Below are 19285 nucleotides of genomic sequence, written 5' to 3'. Positions count from 1 at the left end.
GCGCGGCCGCCCCCGCCGCCGCGCTTGCCCTTGCCCAAACGAATGGCTAGGACGAAACCCGACCGCTCCCGACAGGGACAAGGCAGGAGGATCCAGGTGCTCAGATCAATGACGGCGTTCGCCGCGTCCAAGGGGGCGCAGCACGGCTTTTCCTGGACATGGGAAATGCGCAGCGTCAACGGCAAGGGGCTCGACCTGCGCCTGCGCGTGCCCGACTGGATCGAGGGGCTCGAGCCCGGCCTGCGCGCCCGCATCGGCAAGGCGCTCGGGCGCGGCAACGTCTCGCTCAACCTCAAGCTTTCCCGCGATGACGGGGCAGGGGCGCTGGCGGTCAACGCCGCCCAGCTCGAGGACGTGCTCACCGCCATGGCCGAGGTGGAAAACCGTGCCATGGCCCGCGGCGTCACGCTGGCCCCGGCCACCGCCGCCGACCTCCTCGGCCTGCGCGGCGTGCTCGACACCGGCGCGGCCGACGAGGATACCGAGACGCTCCGCACGACCCTGCTGGCCGACTTCGAACCCCTGCTGACCGCCTTCCTCGACATGCGCGCCACCGAAGGGCGGGCGCTGGCCGAAGTACTGACCGCCCAGCTCGACGAGATCGAACGCCTCACGGCTGACGCGGCGCAAGCCGCCGAGGCCCGCCGCCCGGAAATGGAACAGGCCTTCCGCACCGCGCTCGCCCGCGTGATGGACACCGCCGACACCGCCGACGAGGCCCGCGTCGCCCAGGAACTGGCGCTCCTCGCCGTCAAGGCCGACGTGACCGAGGAGATCGACCGCCTCCGCGCCCACATCGCCGCCGCCCGCGACCTCCTCGCCAGCGGCAGCCCGGTCGGCCGCAAGCTCGATTTCCTGTCACAGGAATTCAACCGCGAGGCCAACACGCTCTGCTCCAAGGCCCAGAACAAGGCGCTCACCGCCACCGGGCTCGAACTCAAGACCGTCATCGACCAGATGCGCGAGCAGGTGCAGAATGTCGAATGACGGCACATATCGGACAACGGGGGATTTGAGTATTTTTAGAAAGATGAAAGGGCAGGGCGCCCATGGCTGACCGGCGCGGCCTTCTGATCATCCTCTCCTCGCCCTCGGGCGCGGGCAAATCCACCCTGTCCCGGCGCCTGCGCGACTGGGACGCCACGATTTCCTTCTCGGTCTCCGCCACCACCCGCACCCCGCGGGCGGGCGAGGTGGACGGGCAGGATTACCACTTCATGACCGAGACCAACTTCAAGCGCGCGGTGGGCGCCGGCCAGATGCTCGAACACGCCCATGTCTTCGGCAATTTCTACGGCTCGCCGCGAGGGCCCGTGGAAGAAGCCATCAGCGCCGGGCGCGACGTGCTCTTCGATATCGACTGGCAGGGCGCCCAGCAGATCCAGAACTCCGGCCTGGGCCAGCACACGCTGTCCATCTTCATCCTGCCCCCCTCCATCGCCGAGCTGCGCGCCCGCCTCGTCAAGCGCGGCCAGGACGCGCCCGACGTGGTCTCGAAACGGATGCAGAAAAGCTGGGACGAGATCAGCCACTGGGGCGAATACGATTACGTTCTGATCAACGACGATCTCGACGCCACCGACGCGCGGCTGAAAAGCATCGTCACCGCCGCCCGCCTCAAGCGCATCCAGCAGCCGGGCCTCAACGCCCATGTGCAGAAACTCCAGCAGGAATTCGAGGAGAACACATGACCATCTACACCCTCGACGGCCACACCCCGCAGCTTGCCGACGACACCTGGGTCGCCCCCGACGCCAACCTGATCGGCCAGGTGATCCTCGAGGAGGGCGCCTCCGTCTGGTTCGGCGCCACGCTGCGCGGCGACAACGAGCCCATCACCATCGGCCGCGGCTCGAACGTCCAGGAAAACTGCGTCATGCACACCGACATGGGCTTCCCCCTCACGGTGGGCGAGAACTGCACCATCGGCCACAAGGTCATGCTGCATGGCTGCACGCTCGGCAACAACACCCTCATCGGCATGGGCGCCACCATTTTGAACGGCGCCAAGATCGGCAACAACTGCCTGATCGGTGCGGGCGCGCTCATCACCGAGGGCAAGGAAATCCCCGATGGCAGCCTCGTCATGGGCGCCCCCGGCAAGGTCATCCGCCAGCTCGACGACAAGGCGCTCAAGGCGGTCACCTACGGCGCGCTCCACTACCAGGAGAACATGCGCCGCTACCGCGACGGGCTCAAGGCGGTCTGACGGGGGCACCGACAGGCGATGAACGCCGACAACATCTCGTCGCTCCTCAGCGCCATCCCGCTGCCCTCGGTCCTGATCGGCCGGGGCGAGCGCATCCTCGGCGCCAATGACCGCGCGCTCCAGCTCCTGGGACAGGGCATCGTCGGGCGCCACTTCATCACCGCCCTGCGCCAGCCCGCCATCCTCGACGCGATCGAGGCCGCCCTGCGCGACGGCCAGCCACGCAGCACCCGCTACCTCTCCTCCGACGGCACGCAGGATACCACCTTCGACGTCACCTGTTCCCCGGTCCAGACCGAGGCCGGCCACGGCGTGTTCGTCTGTTTCGAGGATGTCACCCATCTCGAACAGGCCGGCCAGATGCGCCGCGATTTCGTGGCCAATGTCAGCCACGAACTGCGCAGCCCGCTCACCGCGCTTCTGGGCTTCATCGAAACCCTGCGTGGGCCCGCCAAGGGCGACACGGCGGTGACCGACCGTTTCCTCGGCACCATGCAGGACGAGGCGCAGCGCATGGAACGGCTCGTCCGCGACCTGCTCTCGCTCTCCCGCGTCGAGGGGCAGGAACGCGTCCGCCCCACCGACCCGGTCGACCTCTGCCGCCTGATCGGCACCGTCCGCCACGCGCTGTCGCCGCTCGCGGCCGATCACGGCGTCACCCTGCGGGCCGACCTGCCCGACACCCCGATTATCGTGCCGGGCGATGCCGACCAGCTTCAGCAGGTGATCACCAACCTGACCGAGAACGCCATCAAGTATGGCGGGCAGGGCAAGACCGTCCACATCTCCCTCACCATGACCGAGCAGGAGCCGCTGGTGCGCGGGCCCGCCGCCGTCATCTCCGTCCGCGACGAGGGGGCGGGCATCGACCCGGTCCACATCCCGCGCCTCACCGAACGCTTCTACCGCGTCGACAGCCACCGCTCCCGCGCCATGGGCGGCACCGGGCTCGGGCTCGCGATCGTCAAGCACATCGTCGGGCGCCACCGCGGCCGGCTGCGAATCGAATCGCGCCCCGGCGAGGGCAGCGTCTTCCGCGTCGTCCTGCCCCGCGACAGCGCCCAGCAGCCCCGCTGACACCGCCCGCCACGGCCTCGGGGGCGGCCGACCCCGCGTCAAAACGCCGATTTTCCCCGACAACACCCGCGCTGTCATAAAACCGTTACATCCCTGTAACAAAAGCGTCGTCGCCGGGGACTAGCAGAACGGCCAAGGGCCATCTGCTGTTGAGGCCCCGCAACCCGAAATCAGGAGCTATCCATGTCCTTTGTGAAACTGACCGCCTCCTCGCTGGCGATCGCTGCCGTTTCCGCAACCGCCGCCGCCGCACGTGACAACGTGCAGGTCGCCGGGTCCTCGACCGTGCTGCCCTACGCCTCGATCGTGGCCGAGCTGTTCGGCGAGAACACCGACTTCCCGACCCCGGTCGTCGAATCGGGCGGCTCGTCGGCCGGCCTCAAGCGCTTCTGCGAAGGCGTGGGCGAGAACACCATCGACGTGGCCAACGCCTCGCGCGCCATCCGCGAAAAAGAGATCAAGGCCTGCGCCGACAACGGCGTCACCGACATCATCGAAGTCCGCATCGGCTATGACGGCATCGTCTTCGCCAGCCAGCAGTCGGGCCCCGAGTTCACCGCGTTCGAGCCCTCCGACATCTTCAACGCCATCGGCGCCAAGGTGATGGTCGACGGCGAAGTGGTCACCAACCCCCACACCAACTGGTCCGACTTCAACAGCGACCTGCCCGATGCCGAGATCGCCATGTTCATCCCCGGCACCAAGCACGGCACCCGTGAAGTCTTCGAAGACAAGGTGCTGCTGGAAGGCTGCGAAGCCACCGGCGCCATGCAGGCCATGATGGATGGCGGCATGAACGAGGACGACGCCGAGGATGCCTGCCTCGACGTGCGCACCGACGGCAAGTCGGTCGATATCGACGGCGACTACACCGAGACCCTGGCCCGCATCGACGCCAACACCAACGGCATCGGCGTCTTCGGCCTCGCGTTCTACGAGAACAACACCGACAAGCTGAAGGTCGCCACCATGGGCGGCGTCGAGCCCACGACCGAGTCGATCGCCGCCGGCGAATACCCGGTCTCGCGCCCGCTGTTCTTCTACGTCAAGAAAGCCCATATCGGCGTGATCCCCGGCCTCAAGGAATACGCCCAGTTCTTCGTCGCCGACGAGATCGCAGGCCCGGGCGGCCCGCTTTCCAACTACGGCCTCGTGGCCGATCCGGAACTGGCCGACACCCAGTCCAAGGTCGAGAACGAAACGACCATGAGCGAAAGCATGTAATCAGGCCCCGCCTGATCACGGGGGGCGGCAGGTTTCGCCGCCCCCGCCACGCCTTTTAGGACATTTTTCACAAACCAAGGGGATGGGGGGCACATGCCTTTACTCTGGCTCATCTTGATCGTGCTCGCGATCGCGGTGGCGGGCTACGTTCTTGGCCGGCAGCGCGCGCTCGCCAGCGCCGGGGGCGACAACCGCAAGCTGCACTCGCTGCCGTCCTATTACGGCTCCAACGTGGCCATCAAGGCCATCGTGCCGGCGGCTCTGCTGGTGGTGGCATGGCTGCTGATCCAGCCCATCTACGTGGGCAACACCATCTCCGGCATGATCCCCGACGCATCGGTCAAGGAAGGCTCCTCGCTCGGGCTGGTGATGGCCGAGGTGCGCCGCGCCGCCGACGGGCTCGACGCCGCCGTGGCCCAGGGCCTGATGACCGATGCCGAGGCCCGCAACCTCCGCGCCGACTTCACCGACGTCACCCAGCGCCTGCGCGACGCGGGCTCCATCGTCACCTCCGAAGTGACCCAGCCGATCCTCCGCGCGGCCCAGCGGTACCGGATCATGAACGACACCGGCAACCTGATCATGACCATCGCGGTGCTGATCCTCGCCGTGCTGGGCTTCCTCTACGGTCTCCGCGAAAGCAAGTCCGAGTTCCGCGCCCGCAACGTGGTCGAACACAGCGTCCGCGCCATCCTCGTCGGCGCCGCCTCCATCGCCATCCTCACCACCATCGGCATCGTCCTGTCGCTGGTCTTCAACACCATCGAGTTCTTCCGCCTCTACCCGGCGGCCGATTTCTTCCTCGGCACCAACTGGGCGCCCAGCTTCTCGGGCCGCGGCGGCAGCTCCGATCTCGGCGTCCTGCCGCTCCTCTGGGGCACGTTCTACATCTCCATCGTGGCCCTCGCGGTGGCCGTGCCCATCGGCCTCTTCGCCGCGATCTACCTCTCCGAATACGCCAGCCCCCGCATCCGCGCCTTCGCCAAGCCGATGCTCGAGGTGCTGGCCGGCATCCCCACAATCGTCTACGGCCTCTTCGCGCTGCTGACGGTCGGGCCGCTGCTCCTGAAACTCTTCGGCGACAACGGGCTCGACTGGATGCAATCGGGCACGGCGGTGATGACGGCGGGGCTGGTCATGGGCATCATGCTCATCCCCTTCGTCTCCTCGCTCTCCGACGACATCATCAACTCGGTCCCGCAGGCCATGCGCGACGGCTCCTACGGCCTCGGCGCCACCAAGTCCGAAACCATCAAGCAGGTCGTCCTTCCCGCCGCCCTGCCGGGCATCGTCGGCGCCATCCTTTTGGCGGCCTCCCGCGCCATCGGCGAGACCATGATCGTGGTGCTCGGGGCAGGGGCCGCGGCCCGGCTCTCGCTCAACCCCTTCGAGGCGATGACCACCGTGACCGCCAAGATCGTCAGCCAGCTCACCGGTGACGCCGACTTCGCCTCTCCCGAGGCGCTCGTCGCCTTCGCCCTCGGCATGACGCTCTTCGTGATCACGCTCTGCCTCAACATCTTCGCGCTCTACATCGTGCGCAAATACCGGGAGCAATACGAATGACCGATGCGACCCTGAACGGCAACGGCCCGGGCAAGAGCAGCTCGCTCACCGCCCGCGACGCCCGCACCAAACGCCGCAACGCCTCCGAGAAGCGCTTCCAGGCCTACGGCATGATCGCCATCGGCATCGGGCTCTTCTTCCTCGTGGTGCTCGCCTTTACCATCATCCGCTCCGGCATCCCGGCCTTCACCAAGACCGTGGTCGACGTCGAGTTCACCATCACCCAGGCCGAGTACGAGGCCGCCGAAAGCGAGCTCTTCAAGACCAAGGCCTACCAGGACCTGTTCATTTCCAAGCTCGAAGCCCAGTTGCAAGAGCGCGGCCTCGAGGTCGATTTCGACGCCGACGCCATCGAACGCCTGCTGGGCAAGACCGGCGGCACGATCCGCGAATACTACCAGGGCAACTCCAACATGCTGGGCGAGCCCGTCCGCTTCGAACTCGCCGCCTCCTCCCGCGTCGACGGCTATTTCAACGGCCGCGTCACCCGCGAAGGGATGCAGGACAGCCGCTTCCTGATGAAGACCGACCTCGACATCGTCGATGCGCTCCACGACGCCGGCATCATGCGCTCGGCCTTCAACTGGACCTTCATCACCGGCGCCGATTCCGGCGTCGACAACCCCGGCGGGGCAGGGATCGGCGCCTCGGTCGTGGGCTCGTTCTTCATGATGCTGGTGGTTCTGGTGCTGTCGCTGCCCATCGGCGTCGCGGCCTCCATCTACCTCGAGGAATTCGCCCCCCAGAACCGCTTCACCGACCTGATCGAGGTGAACATCTCCAACCTCGCCGCCGTGCCGTCCATCGTCTTCGGCATCCTCGGGCTCGCCGTCTTCATCCAGTTCATGCACCTGCCGCAATCCGCCCCGCTTGTGGGCGGGCTGGTGCTCACCCTGATGACCCTGCCCACCATCATCATCTCCACCCGCGCCTCGCTCAAGGCGGTCCCGCCGTCCATCCGCGACGCGGCCCTCGGCGTCGGCGCCTCCAAGATGCAGGCGGTCTTCCACCACGTCCTGCCGCTCGCCATGCCCGGCATCCTCACCGGCACCATCATCGGCCTGGCCCAGGCGCTCGGCGAGACCGCGCCGCTCCTGCTGATCGGCATGGTGGGCTTCGTCGCCCGCGGCTACCCCGACGGCATCGTCGCCGGCTTCACCGATCCGAACTCGGCCATGCCCGCCCAGATCTACACCTGGGCCGCCCGCGCCGACGTGGCCTTCTACGAAAAGGCCTGGGGCGGTATCATCGTGCTGCTGGTCTTCCTGCTGTCGATGAACATCCTCGCCATCATTCTGCGCCGCCGTTTCGAGCGCCGCTGGTAATCAAGGACAGACCTCATGTATGACACCCCCAATACGGAGAGAACCGTGACCAAGAACGAAACCAAGTTCTCCGCCCGAAAGGTGCAGGTCTATTACGGCGACACCCACGCCATCAAGGACGTGGACGTCGACATCGAGGACAAGACCGTCACGGCCTTCATCGGCCCCTCGGGCTGCGGCAAATCCACCTTCCTGCGCTGCCTGAACCGGATGAACGACACGATCGACGTCTGCCGCGTCGAGGGCGACATCCTGCTCGACGGGCAGGACATCTACGACAAGAAGGTCGACCCGGTGCAACTGCGCGCCAAGGTGGGCATGGTGTTCCAGAAACCCAACCCGTTCCCCAAGTCGATCTATGACAACATCGCCTACGGCCCCCGCATCCACGGGCTGGCCAAGAACAAGGCCGAGCTTGACGAGATCGTCGAGAAATCGCTCCGCCGCGGCGCCATCTGGAACGAGGTGAAGGACAGGCTCCACGCCCCCGGCACCGGCCTCTCCGGCGGCCAGCAACAGCGCCTCTGCATCGCCCGCGCCGTCGCGACCGAGCCGGAAGTGCTGCTGATGGACGAACCCTGTTCCGCCCTCGACCCCATCGCCACCTCCCAGGTCGAGGAGCTGATCGACGAGCTGCGCACCAACTACTCGGTCATCATCGTCACCCACTCGATGCAACAGGCCGCCCGCGTCAGCCAGAAGACCGCCTTCTTCCACCTCGGAAATCTGGTAGAATTCGGCGAAACCGGCCAGATCTTCACCAACCCCAAGGACGAGCGGACCGAAAGCTACATCACCGGCCGTATCGGGTAAGGAGCAGACATGACCGACACACATATCGCCTCGGCCTTCGACCGGGATCTCGAAACGATCCAGGCGCACATCATGAAGATGGGCGGCCTGGTCGAGGATGCCATCCTCAAGGCCGCCACCTCGCTCGAAACCCGCGACGAGGAGCTGGCCGAACAGGTCCGCAAGGCCGACCGCGCCATCGACGAGCTGGAAGAGCAGATCAACGAGGAAGCCGCCCGCATCATCGCCGTCCGCCAGCCGGCGGCGGTCGACCTGCGCGTGATCCTCTCGGTGATGAAGATCGCCTCCAACCTCGAACGCATCGGCGACTACGCCAAGAACATGGCCAAGCGCACCACGGTGCTCAGCCAGATGGGCCAGATCCACGGCGCCACCGCCTCGATCCGCCGCATGGCGAAAGAGGTCGAGCGCATGCTCAAGGACGTGCTCGACGCCTTCGTCCAGCGCGACGCCGGCACCGCCCGCGAGGTCATGCACCGCGACGAGGATGTCGACCAGATGTACAACGCCCTCTTCCGCGAATTCCTCACCTTCATGATGGAAGACCCGCGCAACATCACCGCCTGCATGCACCTGCATTTCATCGCCAAGAACACCGAGCGGATGGGCGACCACGCCACCAACATCGCCGAACAGGTGATCTACCTCGTCACCGGCGAGATCCCCGAGGACAAGCGCCCCAAAAGCGACCGGACCTCGACCGACCCCGGCGTCGCCCCGGCATGACGCAGTAAGCAGGACTTTGAAAAATGGCCTCTGAACAACCCAGCGTCCTTCTTGTCGAAGACGAACCCGCACAGCGCGAAGTGCTGGCCTACAACCTCGAGGCCGACGGCTTCGCCGTGACCAAGGCCGAGAACGGCGAGGAGGCGCTGATGCTCGTCGACGAGGCCGCGCCGGACATCATCCTGCTCGACTGGATGCTGCCCAACGTCTCCGGCATCGAGGTCTGCCGCCAATTGAAAACCCGCGCCTCCACCCGCGGCGTGCCGATCATCATGATCTCCGCCCGCTCGGAAGAGGTCGACCGGGTCAGGGGGCTGGAAACCGGCGCCGACGATTACGTGGTCAAACCCTATTCGGTGATCGAGCTGATGGCCCGCGTGCGCGCGCAACTGCGCCGCACCCGGCCCTCGACGGTGGGCGAGCGGCTGGAATACGAGGATATCCTGCTCGACAGCGAGACCCACCGCGTCACCCGCGACGGCAACCAGCTCAAGCTGGGCCCGACCGAGTTCCGCCTGCTCTCCACCTTCATGGAAAAGCCCGGCCGGGTCTGGAGCCGCGAACAACTCCTCGACCGCGTCTGGGGCCGGGATATCTACGTCGACACCCGCACCGTCGACGTCCATATCGGCCGCCTGCGCAAGGCGCTCTGCCAGCACGGCGGCCAGGACCCCCTCCGCACCGTCCGCGGCGCCGGCTACGCCCTCGGCTAACCCCCCGAATTCTTTAAAAGAATTCGGACAGAAATCTTTTCAAGATTTCGCTCCTTTGCCGAGCCCGGAACACCACTCTACAATGTACACATCCAACTCGTAGAGAACTGCCATGCCCGACCGCGCCCCCGTCACCTTCCATACCCATTCCGAGAGCAAGGCGGGCCTGGACGAGCGCCCCTTGGGCAACGACGCCCTCGCACACTGCCGTGCCGAGGAACGGGCGTTCATCGCCTCCGTCGAACGCGGGCAGGCAGACGCAAGGGCAGGGCGGGTCCATACCACCGACGCCGCCCGCCGGCGCGTGACCCGCTCCATCGCGTAATCCTCACCGCGGCAGCCGTTCGTCATCCTCGGTCTGCGTCGCCAGCCAGTCGCGAAACTTCAGCAGCGCCCGGTCGCGCGACTTCTCCACCGGCCAGACCAGGTGATACGCCCCGGGCGAAGGCGTGGGCCCGCCCCAGGCCTTGCATAAACGTCCCGTCGCAAGGTCCTGTTCTGCAAGGTAATCCGGCAACAGCGCCACCCCCAGCCCATGCAGCGCCGCCTGCGTGATCGTGGAAAACTGGTCATAGATCTGCCCCGTCACCTGCGCCCCCTCGACGCCGTGCTCGGCAAACCACGCCGCCCACGCCTCGGGCCGCGTCTCGATATGCAGAAGCGGCAGGCGCAGCAGGTCCGCCGCCCGCTCCGGATAGGCCCCCTCCAGCAACCCCGGCGCACAGACCGCCACCACCGCCTCCGGCCTCAACTTCATCGCCGCCGTCCCGGGCCAATCCGCATTGCCGAAATGTATCGCCGCATCAAAGGGTTCCGAGGCAAAGTTGAATGGCCTCAACCGCGTCGTCAGGTTGATCGTCACCTCCGGATGCCGCCGCGCGAAATCCGCCAGCCGCGGCACCAGCCAGCGCATCCCGAAGGTCGGCAAAATCGCCAAATCCAGGCTGCCCCCCGTCGGGTTCACCGTCAGCCGGAGCGACGCCTGCGTGATCTTCTGCAACGCCCCGCGAATATCCGCCGCGTAATGCGCCGCCTCCGGCGTCAGCACCACCCGGCGCCCCCGCCGGATCACCAGCGGCACACCCAGCTGCTCCTCCAGCGTCTGAACCTGCCGGCTCACGGCGCCCTGCGTCAGGTTCAGGTCCTCCGCCGCCGCCGTGACACTGCCCAGCCGGTCCACCGCCTCCAGCGCGCGCAGCGCGGCGGTCGAGGGCAGGAAACGGCGCGGGGCAGGGGGCATATATGCGATTCCCTCATGGATTGATGCGGAATTCTCGCTGTTTTCTACCCCGAACCCGCGATACATTACAATTAAGTTGACGAACGCGCATAAGGAGACCGCCATGAGCCTCGACGCCCCCAAGATCCGCGCCAAGGACAAACCCAACCTTTCCAGCTTCGACTGGGAAGACCCTTTCTACCTCGCCAAGCAGCTCGAGGAAGACGAGCGCATGATCGCCGAAAGCGGCCGTTCCTTCGCCCAGGAGGTCCTCCAACCCCGCGTCATGGAGGCCTTCGAAAAGGAAACCGTCGATCCCGGCATCTTCCGCGAAATGGGCCAGATGGGCCTGCTGGGCACCACCATTCCCGAGGAATACGGCGGCATCGGCGCGGGCTATGTCAGCTACGGCCTCGTCGCCCGCGAGATCGAACGCGTCGACAGCGGCTACCGCTCGATGATGTCGGTGCAATCCAGCCTCGTCATGTACCCGATCTACGCCTACGGCACCGAGGAACAGCGCCAGAAATACCTCCCCGGCCTCGCCTCGGGCGAGCTCATCGGCTGCTTCGGCCTCACCGAACCCGATGCCGGCTCCGACCCGGCGGGCATGAAGACCCGCGCGGTGAAAACCGATGGCGGCTACAAGCTCACCGGCTCGAAAATGTGGATCTCCAACAGCCCCATCGCCGATGTCTTCGTGGTCTGGGCCAAGTCCGAGGCGCATGACGGCAAGATCCGCGGCTTCGTCCTCGACAAGGGGGCGAAGGGGCTCTCCGCACCGAAAATCGAGAAGAAACTCTCGCTCCGCGCCTCTGTCACCGGCGAGATCGTCATGGACGGCGTCGAGGTAGGGGAGGACGCGCTCCTGCCCAATGTCGAAGGCCTGAAAGGGCCCTTCGGCTGCCTCAACCGCGCCCGCTACGGCATCGCCTGGGGCGTCATGGGCGCCGCCGAATTCTGCTGGCACACCGCCCGCCAATACGGGCTCGACCGGCACCAGTTCGGCCGCCCGCTGGCCAACACCCAGCTCTTCCAGAAGAAACTCGCCGACATGCAGACCGAGATCACCCTCGGCCTGCAGGCCGCCCTCCGCGTCGGCCGCCTGATGGACGAAGCCAGCGCCGCGCCCGAGATGATCTCGCTCATCAAGCGCAACAATTGCGGCAAGGCGCTCGAGATCGCGCGGCAAGCCCGCGACATGCATGGCGGCAACGGCATCTCCGGCGAATTCCACGTCATCCGCCACGCCCTCAACCTCGAAACGGTCAACACCTACGAGGGCACGCATGACGTCCACGCCCTGATCCTCGGCCGGGCGCAGACCGGGCTGCAGGCGTTTTTCTGATCGAGGCTGCAAACCGCGCCCCCGCCGCCCGGGCGGGGGCAGGGGCTCAGAACACGGCGGCCGTCCCGTGCCCCGCCGCCACGGCCCCGTCATAGGCAAGCCGCGCGGCGACAAGATCCTCCATGGCGATGCCCATCGCCTTGTACACCGTGATCTCCCGCGGATCGCGCCGCGGCCGGTCCGACCGCAACAGCGCCTCTCCCAGCACCGTGCCACGATCCGGGTTCAGCCCCGCAAGCTCGGCACAGCCCACCGGAACGGGCTCGAACGCACACCGGTCCTCCACGAACAGCCGGCCGCGGCGGATCAGCTCGACCGGCAATTCCCCCTGCGGCGGCGCATAGCCCACCGACGAGACATGCGTGCCCTCCCGCACCCAGCCACTGTCGATCACCGGCGCATAGGAATGGCTCGCAAGGCACACCACGTCCGACGCCCGCACGGCGCCCTCGACATCCTCGACCGCCTCGGCGACGGGGCAGGTGGCGGCAAGGCGCACCGCGTCCTCGTGCTCCAGCGAGGTCACGTAGATCCTGTCGAAATCGCGCACCAGCGGCAACAGCCCCAGGTGCTCGCGCCCCTGAACGCCGGCCCCCACAATTGTCGCGACACGGGCGTCCTCGCGCGCCAGAACCTCCACCGAGACCACCGCGCTCGCCGCCGTGCGCACACCGGTGATATAGGTGCCGTCCATGATGCAGCGGGTCGCCCCCGTGGCCTCGTCGAACAGCACGATCGTGGCCAGGTGATTGGGCAGGTCCAGCTCGAGGTTTCCCTCGAACACGTTCACCATCTTCACCATCATCGGCCCGCCGGCACGCCAGGCCGGCATCGACAGCATGAACCCCTTGCCGGGCACGCTGATCTCCGGCCGCGGCGGCAACTGCACCTCTCCCCGGGCCACCTGCCGGAACCCCTCGCGCAGCCCGTCCAGCAGGGCGCGCGGCGCGATGAACCGCTCCACGTCCGCCTCGCTCAGGATCATGACCCGCTGCTCGCCCTTGCGGATCTCCGCGGCACTCTTTCGCTCCGTCATCACTGGTCTCCGTTCTTCATCCGAAGTTCAGCCTTCACAATCCGGCCGAGTCGGACAAATATATTCAGTGACATCATTAATGACGGCAGATCATATATGTCCCGCTACTCCATGAGCACCCTGCGCGCCTTCGCCGCCGTCGGCCGACACGGCGGCTTCTCCCGCGCCGCCGCCGAATTGCGGATCAGCCAGTCGGCAGTCAGCCGCCATGTCGCCGCGCTCGAGCGCGACCTCGAATGCCGGCTCTTCGACCGCACCACCCGGCATTGCACGCTGACCGACGAGGGCAGGGCGCTCCACCACGAAATCTCCCACGGGCTGGCGCAGATCGACCGCGGCATCGCCGCCGCCCGCAACGCCACGGCCGATCCCGTCCTGCACATCTCCGTCGCGCCGTTCCTGTCCGCCGCGTGGTTCACGCCGCGCTTGCTGGGATTCCTGCGCGACAATCCCGATCTCGACATCCGGCTGACCCATGCCTACAGCCCGCCGGATTTCGACGTCGACAACATCGACATCGGCCTCAACTGGAGCCTGCGGCCCGAGCGGCCGGGCATCGTGGCCGAACCGTTGCTGACGGGCGAGCTGATCCCGGTCTGCAGCCCGGACTACGCCCAAGCCCGCATCGACCCCGACGACCCCGCATCGCTCCTCCGCTGCGAGCTCTTCCACGAGTTCCGCACCGAAGACTGGGCCGCATGGTTCGCACGCCAGTCGCTCGCCGGCGTCACCCCGTGCAGCCAGCAGATCAGCGACACGGGCGCGCTCCGGCAGGCGGCCATTGCCGGTCAGGGCGTCGCGCTGATGTTCCGCGCGCTGGTGCAGGATGAAATCTCCAACGGCCAGCTCGTCACGCCGTTCCCGGTGGCGGTAAGCTGTGGCGAGGCATACTGGCTCACATTCCCGGCACGCCAGGCCCGCCGCCCGGCACTGAAGCGCGTCCTTCGCTGGCTCCGGCGCGAGGCCGCGGCCACCGCTCAGAGGTTGCGGGACACGGAAGGGGCGGATGGCTGAACCGGGCGACGCGGGAAACGCCGCGTTCATACCCGCATCACAACCGCGCATCCATTTGGCGCATAATATATAAACTGTTAACTCCAATAAGTTGAGCTAACCGCGCCCTTGGCCTTTTTGGTACACCCCACCCTTTACCATATTTAGTGGGGTGTCAATCATATAGTAGTCATTTTCTATCACACCACGGCACAAATTTTCGCCGTGCCACACCAGCACCACGCGAGCGGCTTCTATTGTCCGGTCTTTCCTTACAGGTGGGGCGCATCTGGGATGAAGGACGGGTGTCCTGCCCTCGACCGACAGACCATGCCGCCGCATATTTACCGCGTGTCATAGTTAGCTGGTTTTTTTCTGTCGCAGCCGTTGAAGCCCGCGAGCGGCCCGCTAAGCGGTTCCGCTCACGGGCCATTGAGTAGGCCGCAGACGCGGCCAGTTGCGCGCGCCTTTGCGCGCGCCGTCTGCTCGATAGATTTCGAGACCTATATGAATAGCTGGCCATTACGCCCGGCGGCGGTGGCGGCAAGCCGCCCGTCACGCTTGACGTTCGCCGCCGAGCCGATTTGTAATTTCCTCCCCCAATCGTCTGCTTACGCCGATTTCTCGGAGTAATACGGCCATTTGATCGACGTTTTCGACGCGCCATGCTTCTTCTCCTTCGACTACATCTATTCTTCCATCGGTCCGCCTAACCACCATTCGATTTTCACCAATCATCAGGTATTGCCCATCGCTGGGCGGCGGCACCTCTTGCTCAACGTCCGGCGGTCGCACCCCACGACCTCTTTTAAAGAGGGGGTCCGACAGCATCGCCTGCCATTCATCGTCTGTCATGGCGAACAGCCGGTGTTTCGCTATCTGCTTATCCTCGGTCAGCTCCAGAAATTCCGTGAACGGATATTCCCGGCCCTTCGCCGAACGATAAGCCCATATGAAGTACTCACAGAATATTTCCCGCATCCGGCCTTGCAGCCAGAACTTGCGCCGCTTCCCATCGGACGCAAAAATATCACGGAACGAATATTCCGGATTCTGCGGAGAGAGGCTTTGCCGAATATACCTATTCGCCAAGTCGGTTATGAAGAACTCATCCCCGAGCGGCGGATACTTACTCATCGCCAAATGATATTGGCTAACCTCGCCGCCTATATCTTTCGTGACATACTTCAATACGTATTCCATCGCGCCGTAATCCGGCTCCTGAAAATACGCAAACCCCCGAAACGCTTTCTTTTTCGACCATGGCGCCCACTGGATGCGCGCCCAATCATCATCCTTAAACCGAGGGAATATAATATCCCACGGACCGCGCTCATCGGGGGTATCAACGACTTTCAACGGCTTACCACGAAAGAACAAGATCGCATGCCAGTGAGCGCGACCATTCTTTGACCCGTATTCGCCAACAACAATGTAGCGAACATTGAAGCCGCCTGCCCGCAGGCGCTTCATGAAATCTTGAAAGTCTTTATAAATCAGCAGGGCGCAATTTGGGCTGTCACCGCAGTACGTCAGCGTAACCGCCACCGTCTGCACCACATTTTGCGCCCTGCTTTCGGCAATGCACCGGCCTACAAGATCATTAACCCGGTTTTTCTTGCATTGCCAACAATCGCGACAGGCTACGAGCGTCCCGTCGTCCAACTGGTTCGGGCGCCTACACATCGCCCGACCATTCGCTCACGAGCAGGCATACGGCCCGACGATCAACACACCAAAGACGAATATGATCGCCAGCCCTCGCCAGGTCAAATTCTGAAACATTTTCACCTCGCATTTTCTCCGGTCCCTCGCATCCTGTCACTAAATGCATATCTCAACAAGAAGGTGTTGCCCGCCTCCTGCCGGAATTCCATTACATAGGAATTCCATTCCGGCAGGAGGCTACCGCCCGCGCAGAGGCCGCGCGGGGGTTTTTCTCTTACGACAAGTGTCGTGGTTCAGCGGCGTTGGATCGTCCGCACGCGCTTTTGCGTCCGCTTATGTAGCTCAATTGGGGAAACCGGCTCAGCGTGACGCTCAATATTCAAAAGCTTCATTAATGCGTTAGGGCTTCCGCCGCCGACTTTCTTCGGACGCTGCCCCCGATACCGCTTCAAACGGTATTCTCGCACTGCCTTTTCCCAGTCCATGCTCTTACCTCCATTCATTTTCCTTAAGGCGCCGCGCGGTCTTTTCCGCCCGCACGGCGCGACGATCGGCCCTTTTCGGCCAGATGTAATCGCGCATGCGCTCAAAGTCGCCTTTCAGCGGCTTTTCCGGCACATCGCCAAGCGCATGCCACGCATCCCGATAACTTCGCCAATCGCGCAACTCCCAATGGGCGGGATCATAAAAGTCCCAATCACCGCCCCATGTAATTTTGATATTGCGCTTTCTGGCGACCTCTTTTCCGAGCGCGCCAATTATGGCCCACTCTTTTTCGCTCAAGTCCCAGAGCTTTCGCAAATGAATTATATCAACCGCGCAGCCCCAATTATGAGGGCTTTGCCCGTGCTGCGCTTTCGTGACGCCTTGACGGTATAGCTGATCCTGCCTTTCATCCGAGCGATAGAACTCAAACGCATAGAACGGATACCCGCGCGCCGCCAACGCCTTGCGAAACTGTTGCTCGAAGTCGATAATATCCGGGTGCGCGCCCTCACGGCTGCACCGGATTACACGGTCGCGATAATATTGCGTTTTCAACTCCGCGAAATCCACCATCGCTTTCGCGGCTTGCTGATACGACGCAGGCAAACGCTTCGGAACGAAACGGGAGGCTAGGGCAGGGGTTTCACCCCCTGCCGTCGCCATGCCACGCCGAATAAAACGTTGTATGATCCGGCGAATATGTTGCATCATTCCTCGCCACCGCCTTCCGCCGGGTCCGGCTCGGGCGCTTGGTCCGGCTGCGGCGCCGGGTCCCGCTCTACAACCTCCGGCGGCTTCTGCACTTCCTTCAGCCGCGCGATTTCCGCGCGTAGTTCAGCGCGATCTTTCGCCAGCATCTTATCGCGCTTTTGCTCATTCAGCTTGATCAGATGCACCATGCGATCCTGTTCGGTCGCACGGCGCCGGAATTGCTCGACGTTGGTAAACCGCTCCGTATTAACCTGCTTATGCAGTTGATCACGCGTATGATGCTTAACGAACACAATCGCGCCCTTCGGCGACTTAATTTGCACATACGCCATACCCTTCGCCGTAAACACCACGTCAAACATGCCATCCGACGCCCCGACCAAAATCGGATCTTTCATGTCGGGATTATTCGCCATGAACACCGCGACTTTTTCTGTCGTGTTAATCGACAGCCGCGCACGACGCACACCCGCCGGATTTGCCATTTCCAGCACCTCCCCGGCGAGGACATGCGTCCAATCCGCCGGGTTTTTGATTTCAAACGTCCTCATCGTCATTCTTCCTCTTGCTCGATCCGCGATTTATCGACCTGGCTATCAATCACGTCATAATCGCCGGTATCCTCTTCCAGACGCTTGCCGAATACCGTGTTCCCAACGATATCGACGTTACCCAGCGTCGTGATTTCAAACGGGTCCGCGTTTGTGTCCGCAAACACGTTATGGTGGAGATTGTTCACCACATAGAAATCCTCCACCAGCGCCGGGTCGATTGTCTCGACACCCCAAATCCGCTGACGGTCCTCCACGAACGGATCGCCAACTTGGCGCATAAACTTGCCACCCACGCGCGGGATGTTGCGCTTCCACACATGGTTGAGCGGCGCATAGCCAAACGTCCCTGTCGGGTCGGTATGCTCAACATCAACATGGCTATTCGGGACCACATCGACCTTTTCCGGGTCGAGATAATCGCGGACAAACTCCGGGAAATCGTCCACAGTCGGCGCGAAATTCGGCGCGTTGTTCAGGAACCAGTCCTGTTGACGCTCGAATAGTTGCTCAGGCACGATTTCCATCGTGATCAGGATAATACCGCCTGTATTCATCGGCGGAGTCCGCATACGCAGATCAATATAAGTCTCGCCCCGCGTAACGGACTGATCAAGGTTCGCGCCATCCGTCGCCCACCTTTGCGAATAACCAACAATCGTCGAACGACGATCAAGCAAAATGGGCTGGCTCATTTGCAGGTCAGGAATCCGATACCCTGACATAAGCAGGTCAATAAGGTAATCTTCCTCAACCCCTGCATACTGCTTCCGCAGCGCCGCAAACGCTGCCGTTTTTTTCGCAAGCTCGATATTTGCGAGCGACACGACCAGACCATCCGCGCTCATTTCCGCAAAAATACGCTCGCCCCAATCGCGGAAGCCGTTTGCATCACCCGGCACCGCGTTATCGTCTGCGTCTACAATCGACGGCATCTGATGGTTATTGTCCGGCGACAGCCGCCTTGTCTCTGATTTCACAGGCAGCTTCGGATTGACGACCTGCAACGCGACCTCGCCGTCAATCATCGCCTGATCAAAGTCCGGCACAATATGAGACATGCCCGGATTCCGCCAAAACGCCGGAGCCAAATCCGTATCCAGCTTACCCCGCTGGGCGATTTTCGTAGACCGCGCCCGCGCACGGAAATTCCACAGCGTATTATACGCCTCAACCACCGCACTGTTGATCTTGGACCCCGTGCGGGCATGAATCCCCATCGTATAGTTGATTTCATGCAGCACGTCGTAATCCATATCCTCGATAAACGGAGTTACCGACGCGTCCACTTCCGGCTCGCCTTTGTAGGAGCGGTTAAGGTGTTCCAGCCCGTTAAAGCGCTCAAAGGCCAGATACGGCACAAAGTGCGCCATCGCTGTAACGTTCACCGCATTAAGCAGCGGGAACACTGTCTCCTCCATTTCCACCCGGATACGCACACGCCCATTGGCCCGATCTTCGCGCAGCATTGGCACATACGCGAGGGGCAAGCACTCGCCCGCGCGCCCGCTGGTAATACAGCGCAGAACATCCGACCTTTGAGACGCTTCCGCCTCAATCGGCAACGCTGAAATCGTTTCCGTTAGTTTCATCGCTTTCCCTTTCTGTTGCGACGGAGTT

19 protein-coding genes are annotated in these 19285 nt (G+C 63.8%); 13 read left to right on the top strand and 6 right to left on the bottom strand.

The features are described from left to right. Nucleotides 1-96: 96 nt before the first annotated feature. The 11 genes from ACO07J_RS09865 to ACO07J_RS09815 all read left to right on the top strand — a co-directional run bounded on the left by ACO07J_RS09865 (nucleotide 97) and on the right by ACO07J_RS09815 (nucleotide 9978). Nucleotides 97-987, top strand: coding sequence for a YicC/YloC family endoribonuclease (locus ACO07J_RS09865; RefSeq protein WP_422028655.1), 891 nt, complete (start codon nucleotides 97-99; stop codon nucleotides 985-987). 62 nt (nucleotides 988-1049) lie between these two features. Next, on the top strand, nucleotides 1050-1691 hold the full coding sequence (gene gmk, locus ACO07J_RS09860) for a guanylate kinase (RefSeq protein ID WP_422028653.1): 642 nt from the start codon (nucleotides 1050-1052) through the stop codon (nucleotides 1689-1691). After that, nucleotides 1688-2209: a gamma carbonic anhydrase family protein gene (locus ACO07J_RS09855; RefSeq protein WP_422028651.1), complete on the top strand. Its 522-nt coding sequence runs from the start codon at nucleotides 1688-1690 to the stop codon at nucleotides 2207-2209. The genes gmk and ACO07J_RS09855 overlap by 4 nt, the downstream gene beginning before the upstream one ends. Before the next feature lie 18 nt (nucleotides 2210-2227). Further along, nucleotides 2228-3286 (top strand): ATP-binding protein, encoded by a 1059-nt coding sequence (locus ACO07J_RS09850; RefSeq protein ID WP_422028649.1) that lies wholly within the window; start codon nucleotides 2228-2230, stop codon nucleotides 3284-3286. A gap of 183 nt (nucleotides 3287-3469) precedes the next feature. After that, on the top strand, nucleotides 3470-4510 hold the full coding sequence (locus ACO07J_RS09845) for a substrate-binding domain-containing protein (protein WP_422028647.1): 1041 nt from the start codon (nucleotides 3470-3472) through the stop codon (nucleotides 4508-4510). A gap of 93 nt (nucleotides 4511-4603) precedes the next feature. Further along, on the top strand, nucleotides 4604-6076 hold the full coding sequence (pstC, locus tag ACO07J_RS09840; protein WP_422028645.1) for a phosphate ABC transporter permease subunit PstC: 1473 nt from the start codon (nucleotides 4604-4606) through the stop codon (nucleotides 6074-6076). Further along, nucleotides 6073-7401 carry a phosphate ABC transporter permease PstA gene (gene pstA, locus ACO07J_RS09835; protein WP_422028643.1) on the top strand — a complete coding sequence of 443 codons (1329 nt, stop codon included), beginning with the start codon at nucleotides 6073-6075 and terminating at the stop codon, nucleotides 7399-7401. Before pstC ends, pstA begins: the two co-directional genes overlap by 4 nt. A 15-nt stretch (nucleotides 7402-7416) precedes the next feature. Next, a complete protein-coding gene (gene pstB, locus ACO07J_RS09830; RefSeq protein ID WP_422028641.1) occupies nucleotides 7417-8214 on the top strand; it encodes a phosphate ABC transporter ATP-binding protein PstB in 798 nt (265 codons plus the stop codon). Nucleotides 8215-8223: 9 nt separating this feature from the next. Continuing rightward, nucleotides 8224-8940, top strand: a complete 717-nt coding sequence (gene phoU, locus ACO07J_RS09825) for a phosphate signaling complex protein PhoU (RefSeq protein WP_422028639.1) — start codon at nucleotides 8224-8226, stop codon at nucleotides 8938-8940. Between the two features lie 23 nt (nucleotides 8941-8963). Further along, entirely contained in the window at nucleotides 8964-9653 is a 690-nt protein-coding gene (gene phoB / locus ACO07J_RS09820) for a phosphate regulon transcriptional regulator PhoB (RefSeq protein ID WP_300895477.1), read from the top strand. 112 nt (nucleotides 9654-9765) lie between these two features. Further along, complete coding sequence (locus ACO07J_RS09815) at nucleotides 9766-9978, top strand: hypothetical protein (protein WP_422028637.1); 213 nt, start codon at nucleotides 9766-9768, stop codon at nucleotides 9976-9978. A 3-nt stretch (nucleotides 9979-9981) separates the two neighbouring features. On the opposite strand, the gene ACO07J_RS09810 is transcribed toward ACO07J_RS09815, so the two are convergent. After that, complete coding sequence (locus ACO07J_RS09810) at nucleotides 9982-10893, bottom strand: LysR family transcriptional regulator (RefSeq protein ID WP_422028635.1); 912 nt, start codon at nucleotides 10891-10893, stop codon at nucleotides 9982-9984. Nucleotides 10894-10996: 103 nt separating this feature from the next. On the opposite strand from ACO07J_RS09810, the gene ACO07J_RS09805 reads away from it, so the two are divergent. Further along, entirely contained in the window at nucleotides 10997-12220 is a 1224-nt protein-coding gene (locus tag ACO07J_RS09805; protein WP_422028633.1) for an acyl-CoA dehydrogenase, read from the top strand. 46 nt (nucleotides 12221-12266) lie between these two features. Here the strand turns inward: ACO07J_RS09805 and ACO07J_RS09800 are convergent, their stop codons facing one another. After that, nucleotides 12267-13256, bottom strand: coding sequence for an ornithine cyclodeaminase family protein (locus ACO07J_RS09800; RefSeq protein ID WP_422028631.1), 990 nt, complete (start codon nucleotides 13254-13256; stop codon nucleotides 12267-12269). 96 nt (nucleotides 13257-13352) lie between these two features. Between ACO07J_RS09800 and ACO07J_RS09795 the strand changes: the two genes are divergently transcribed. Then, entirely contained in the window at nucleotides 13353-14270 is a 918-nt protein-coding gene (locus tag ACO07J_RS09795; protein WP_422028629.1) for a LysR substrate-binding domain-containing protein, read from the top strand. 534 nt (nucleotides 14271-14804) lie between these two features. On the opposite strand, the gene ACO07J_RS09790 is transcribed toward ACO07J_RS09795, so the two are convergent. The 4 genes from ACO07J_RS09790 to ACO07J_RS09775 all read right to left on the bottom strand — a co-directional run bounded on the left by ACO07J_RS09790 (nucleotide 14805) and on the right by ACO07J_RS09775 (nucleotide 19257). After that, nucleotides 14805-15914, bottom strand: coding sequence for a rolling circle replication-associated protein (locus ACO07J_RS09790; protein ID WP_422028627.1), 1110 nt, complete (start codon nucleotides 15912-15914; stop codon nucleotides 14805-14807). 492 nt (nucleotides 15915-16406) lie between these two features. Further along, complete coding sequence (locus ACO07J_RS09785) at nucleotides 16407-17114, bottom strand: M15 family metallopeptidase (protein ID WP_422028625.1); 708 nt, start codon at nucleotides 17112-17114, stop codon at nucleotides 16407-16409. Continuing rightward, nucleotides 17111-17671 carry a hypothetical protein gene (locus tag ACO07J_RS09780; RefSeq protein WP_422028623.1) on the bottom strand — a complete coding sequence of 187 codons (561 nt, stop codon included), beginning with the start codon at nucleotides 17669-17671 and terminating at the stop codon, nucleotides 17111-17113. Before ACO07J_RS09780 ends, ACO07J_RS09785 begins: the two co-directional genes overlap by 4 nt. Next, nucleotides 17668-19257, bottom strand: coding sequence for a hypothetical protein (locus ACO07J_RS09775; protein WP_422028622.1), 1590 nt, complete (start codon nucleotides 19255-19257; stop codon nucleotides 17668-17670). Before ACO07J_RS09775 ends, ACO07J_RS09780 begins: the two co-directional genes overlap by 4 nt. Nucleotides 19258-19285 lie beyond the last annotated feature (28 nt).

Origin of the sequence: Roseovarius sp., assembly GCF_965228755.1 — a bacterium.
In the GTDB taxonomy this organism is placed as follows: domain Bacteria; phylum Pseudomonadota; class Alphaproteobacteria; order Rhodobacterales; family Rhodobacteraceae; genus Roseovarius.
The sequence above is the reverse complement of the archived record's forward strand: the minus strand, read 5'-3'. Positions and strand labels throughout refer to the sequence as shown.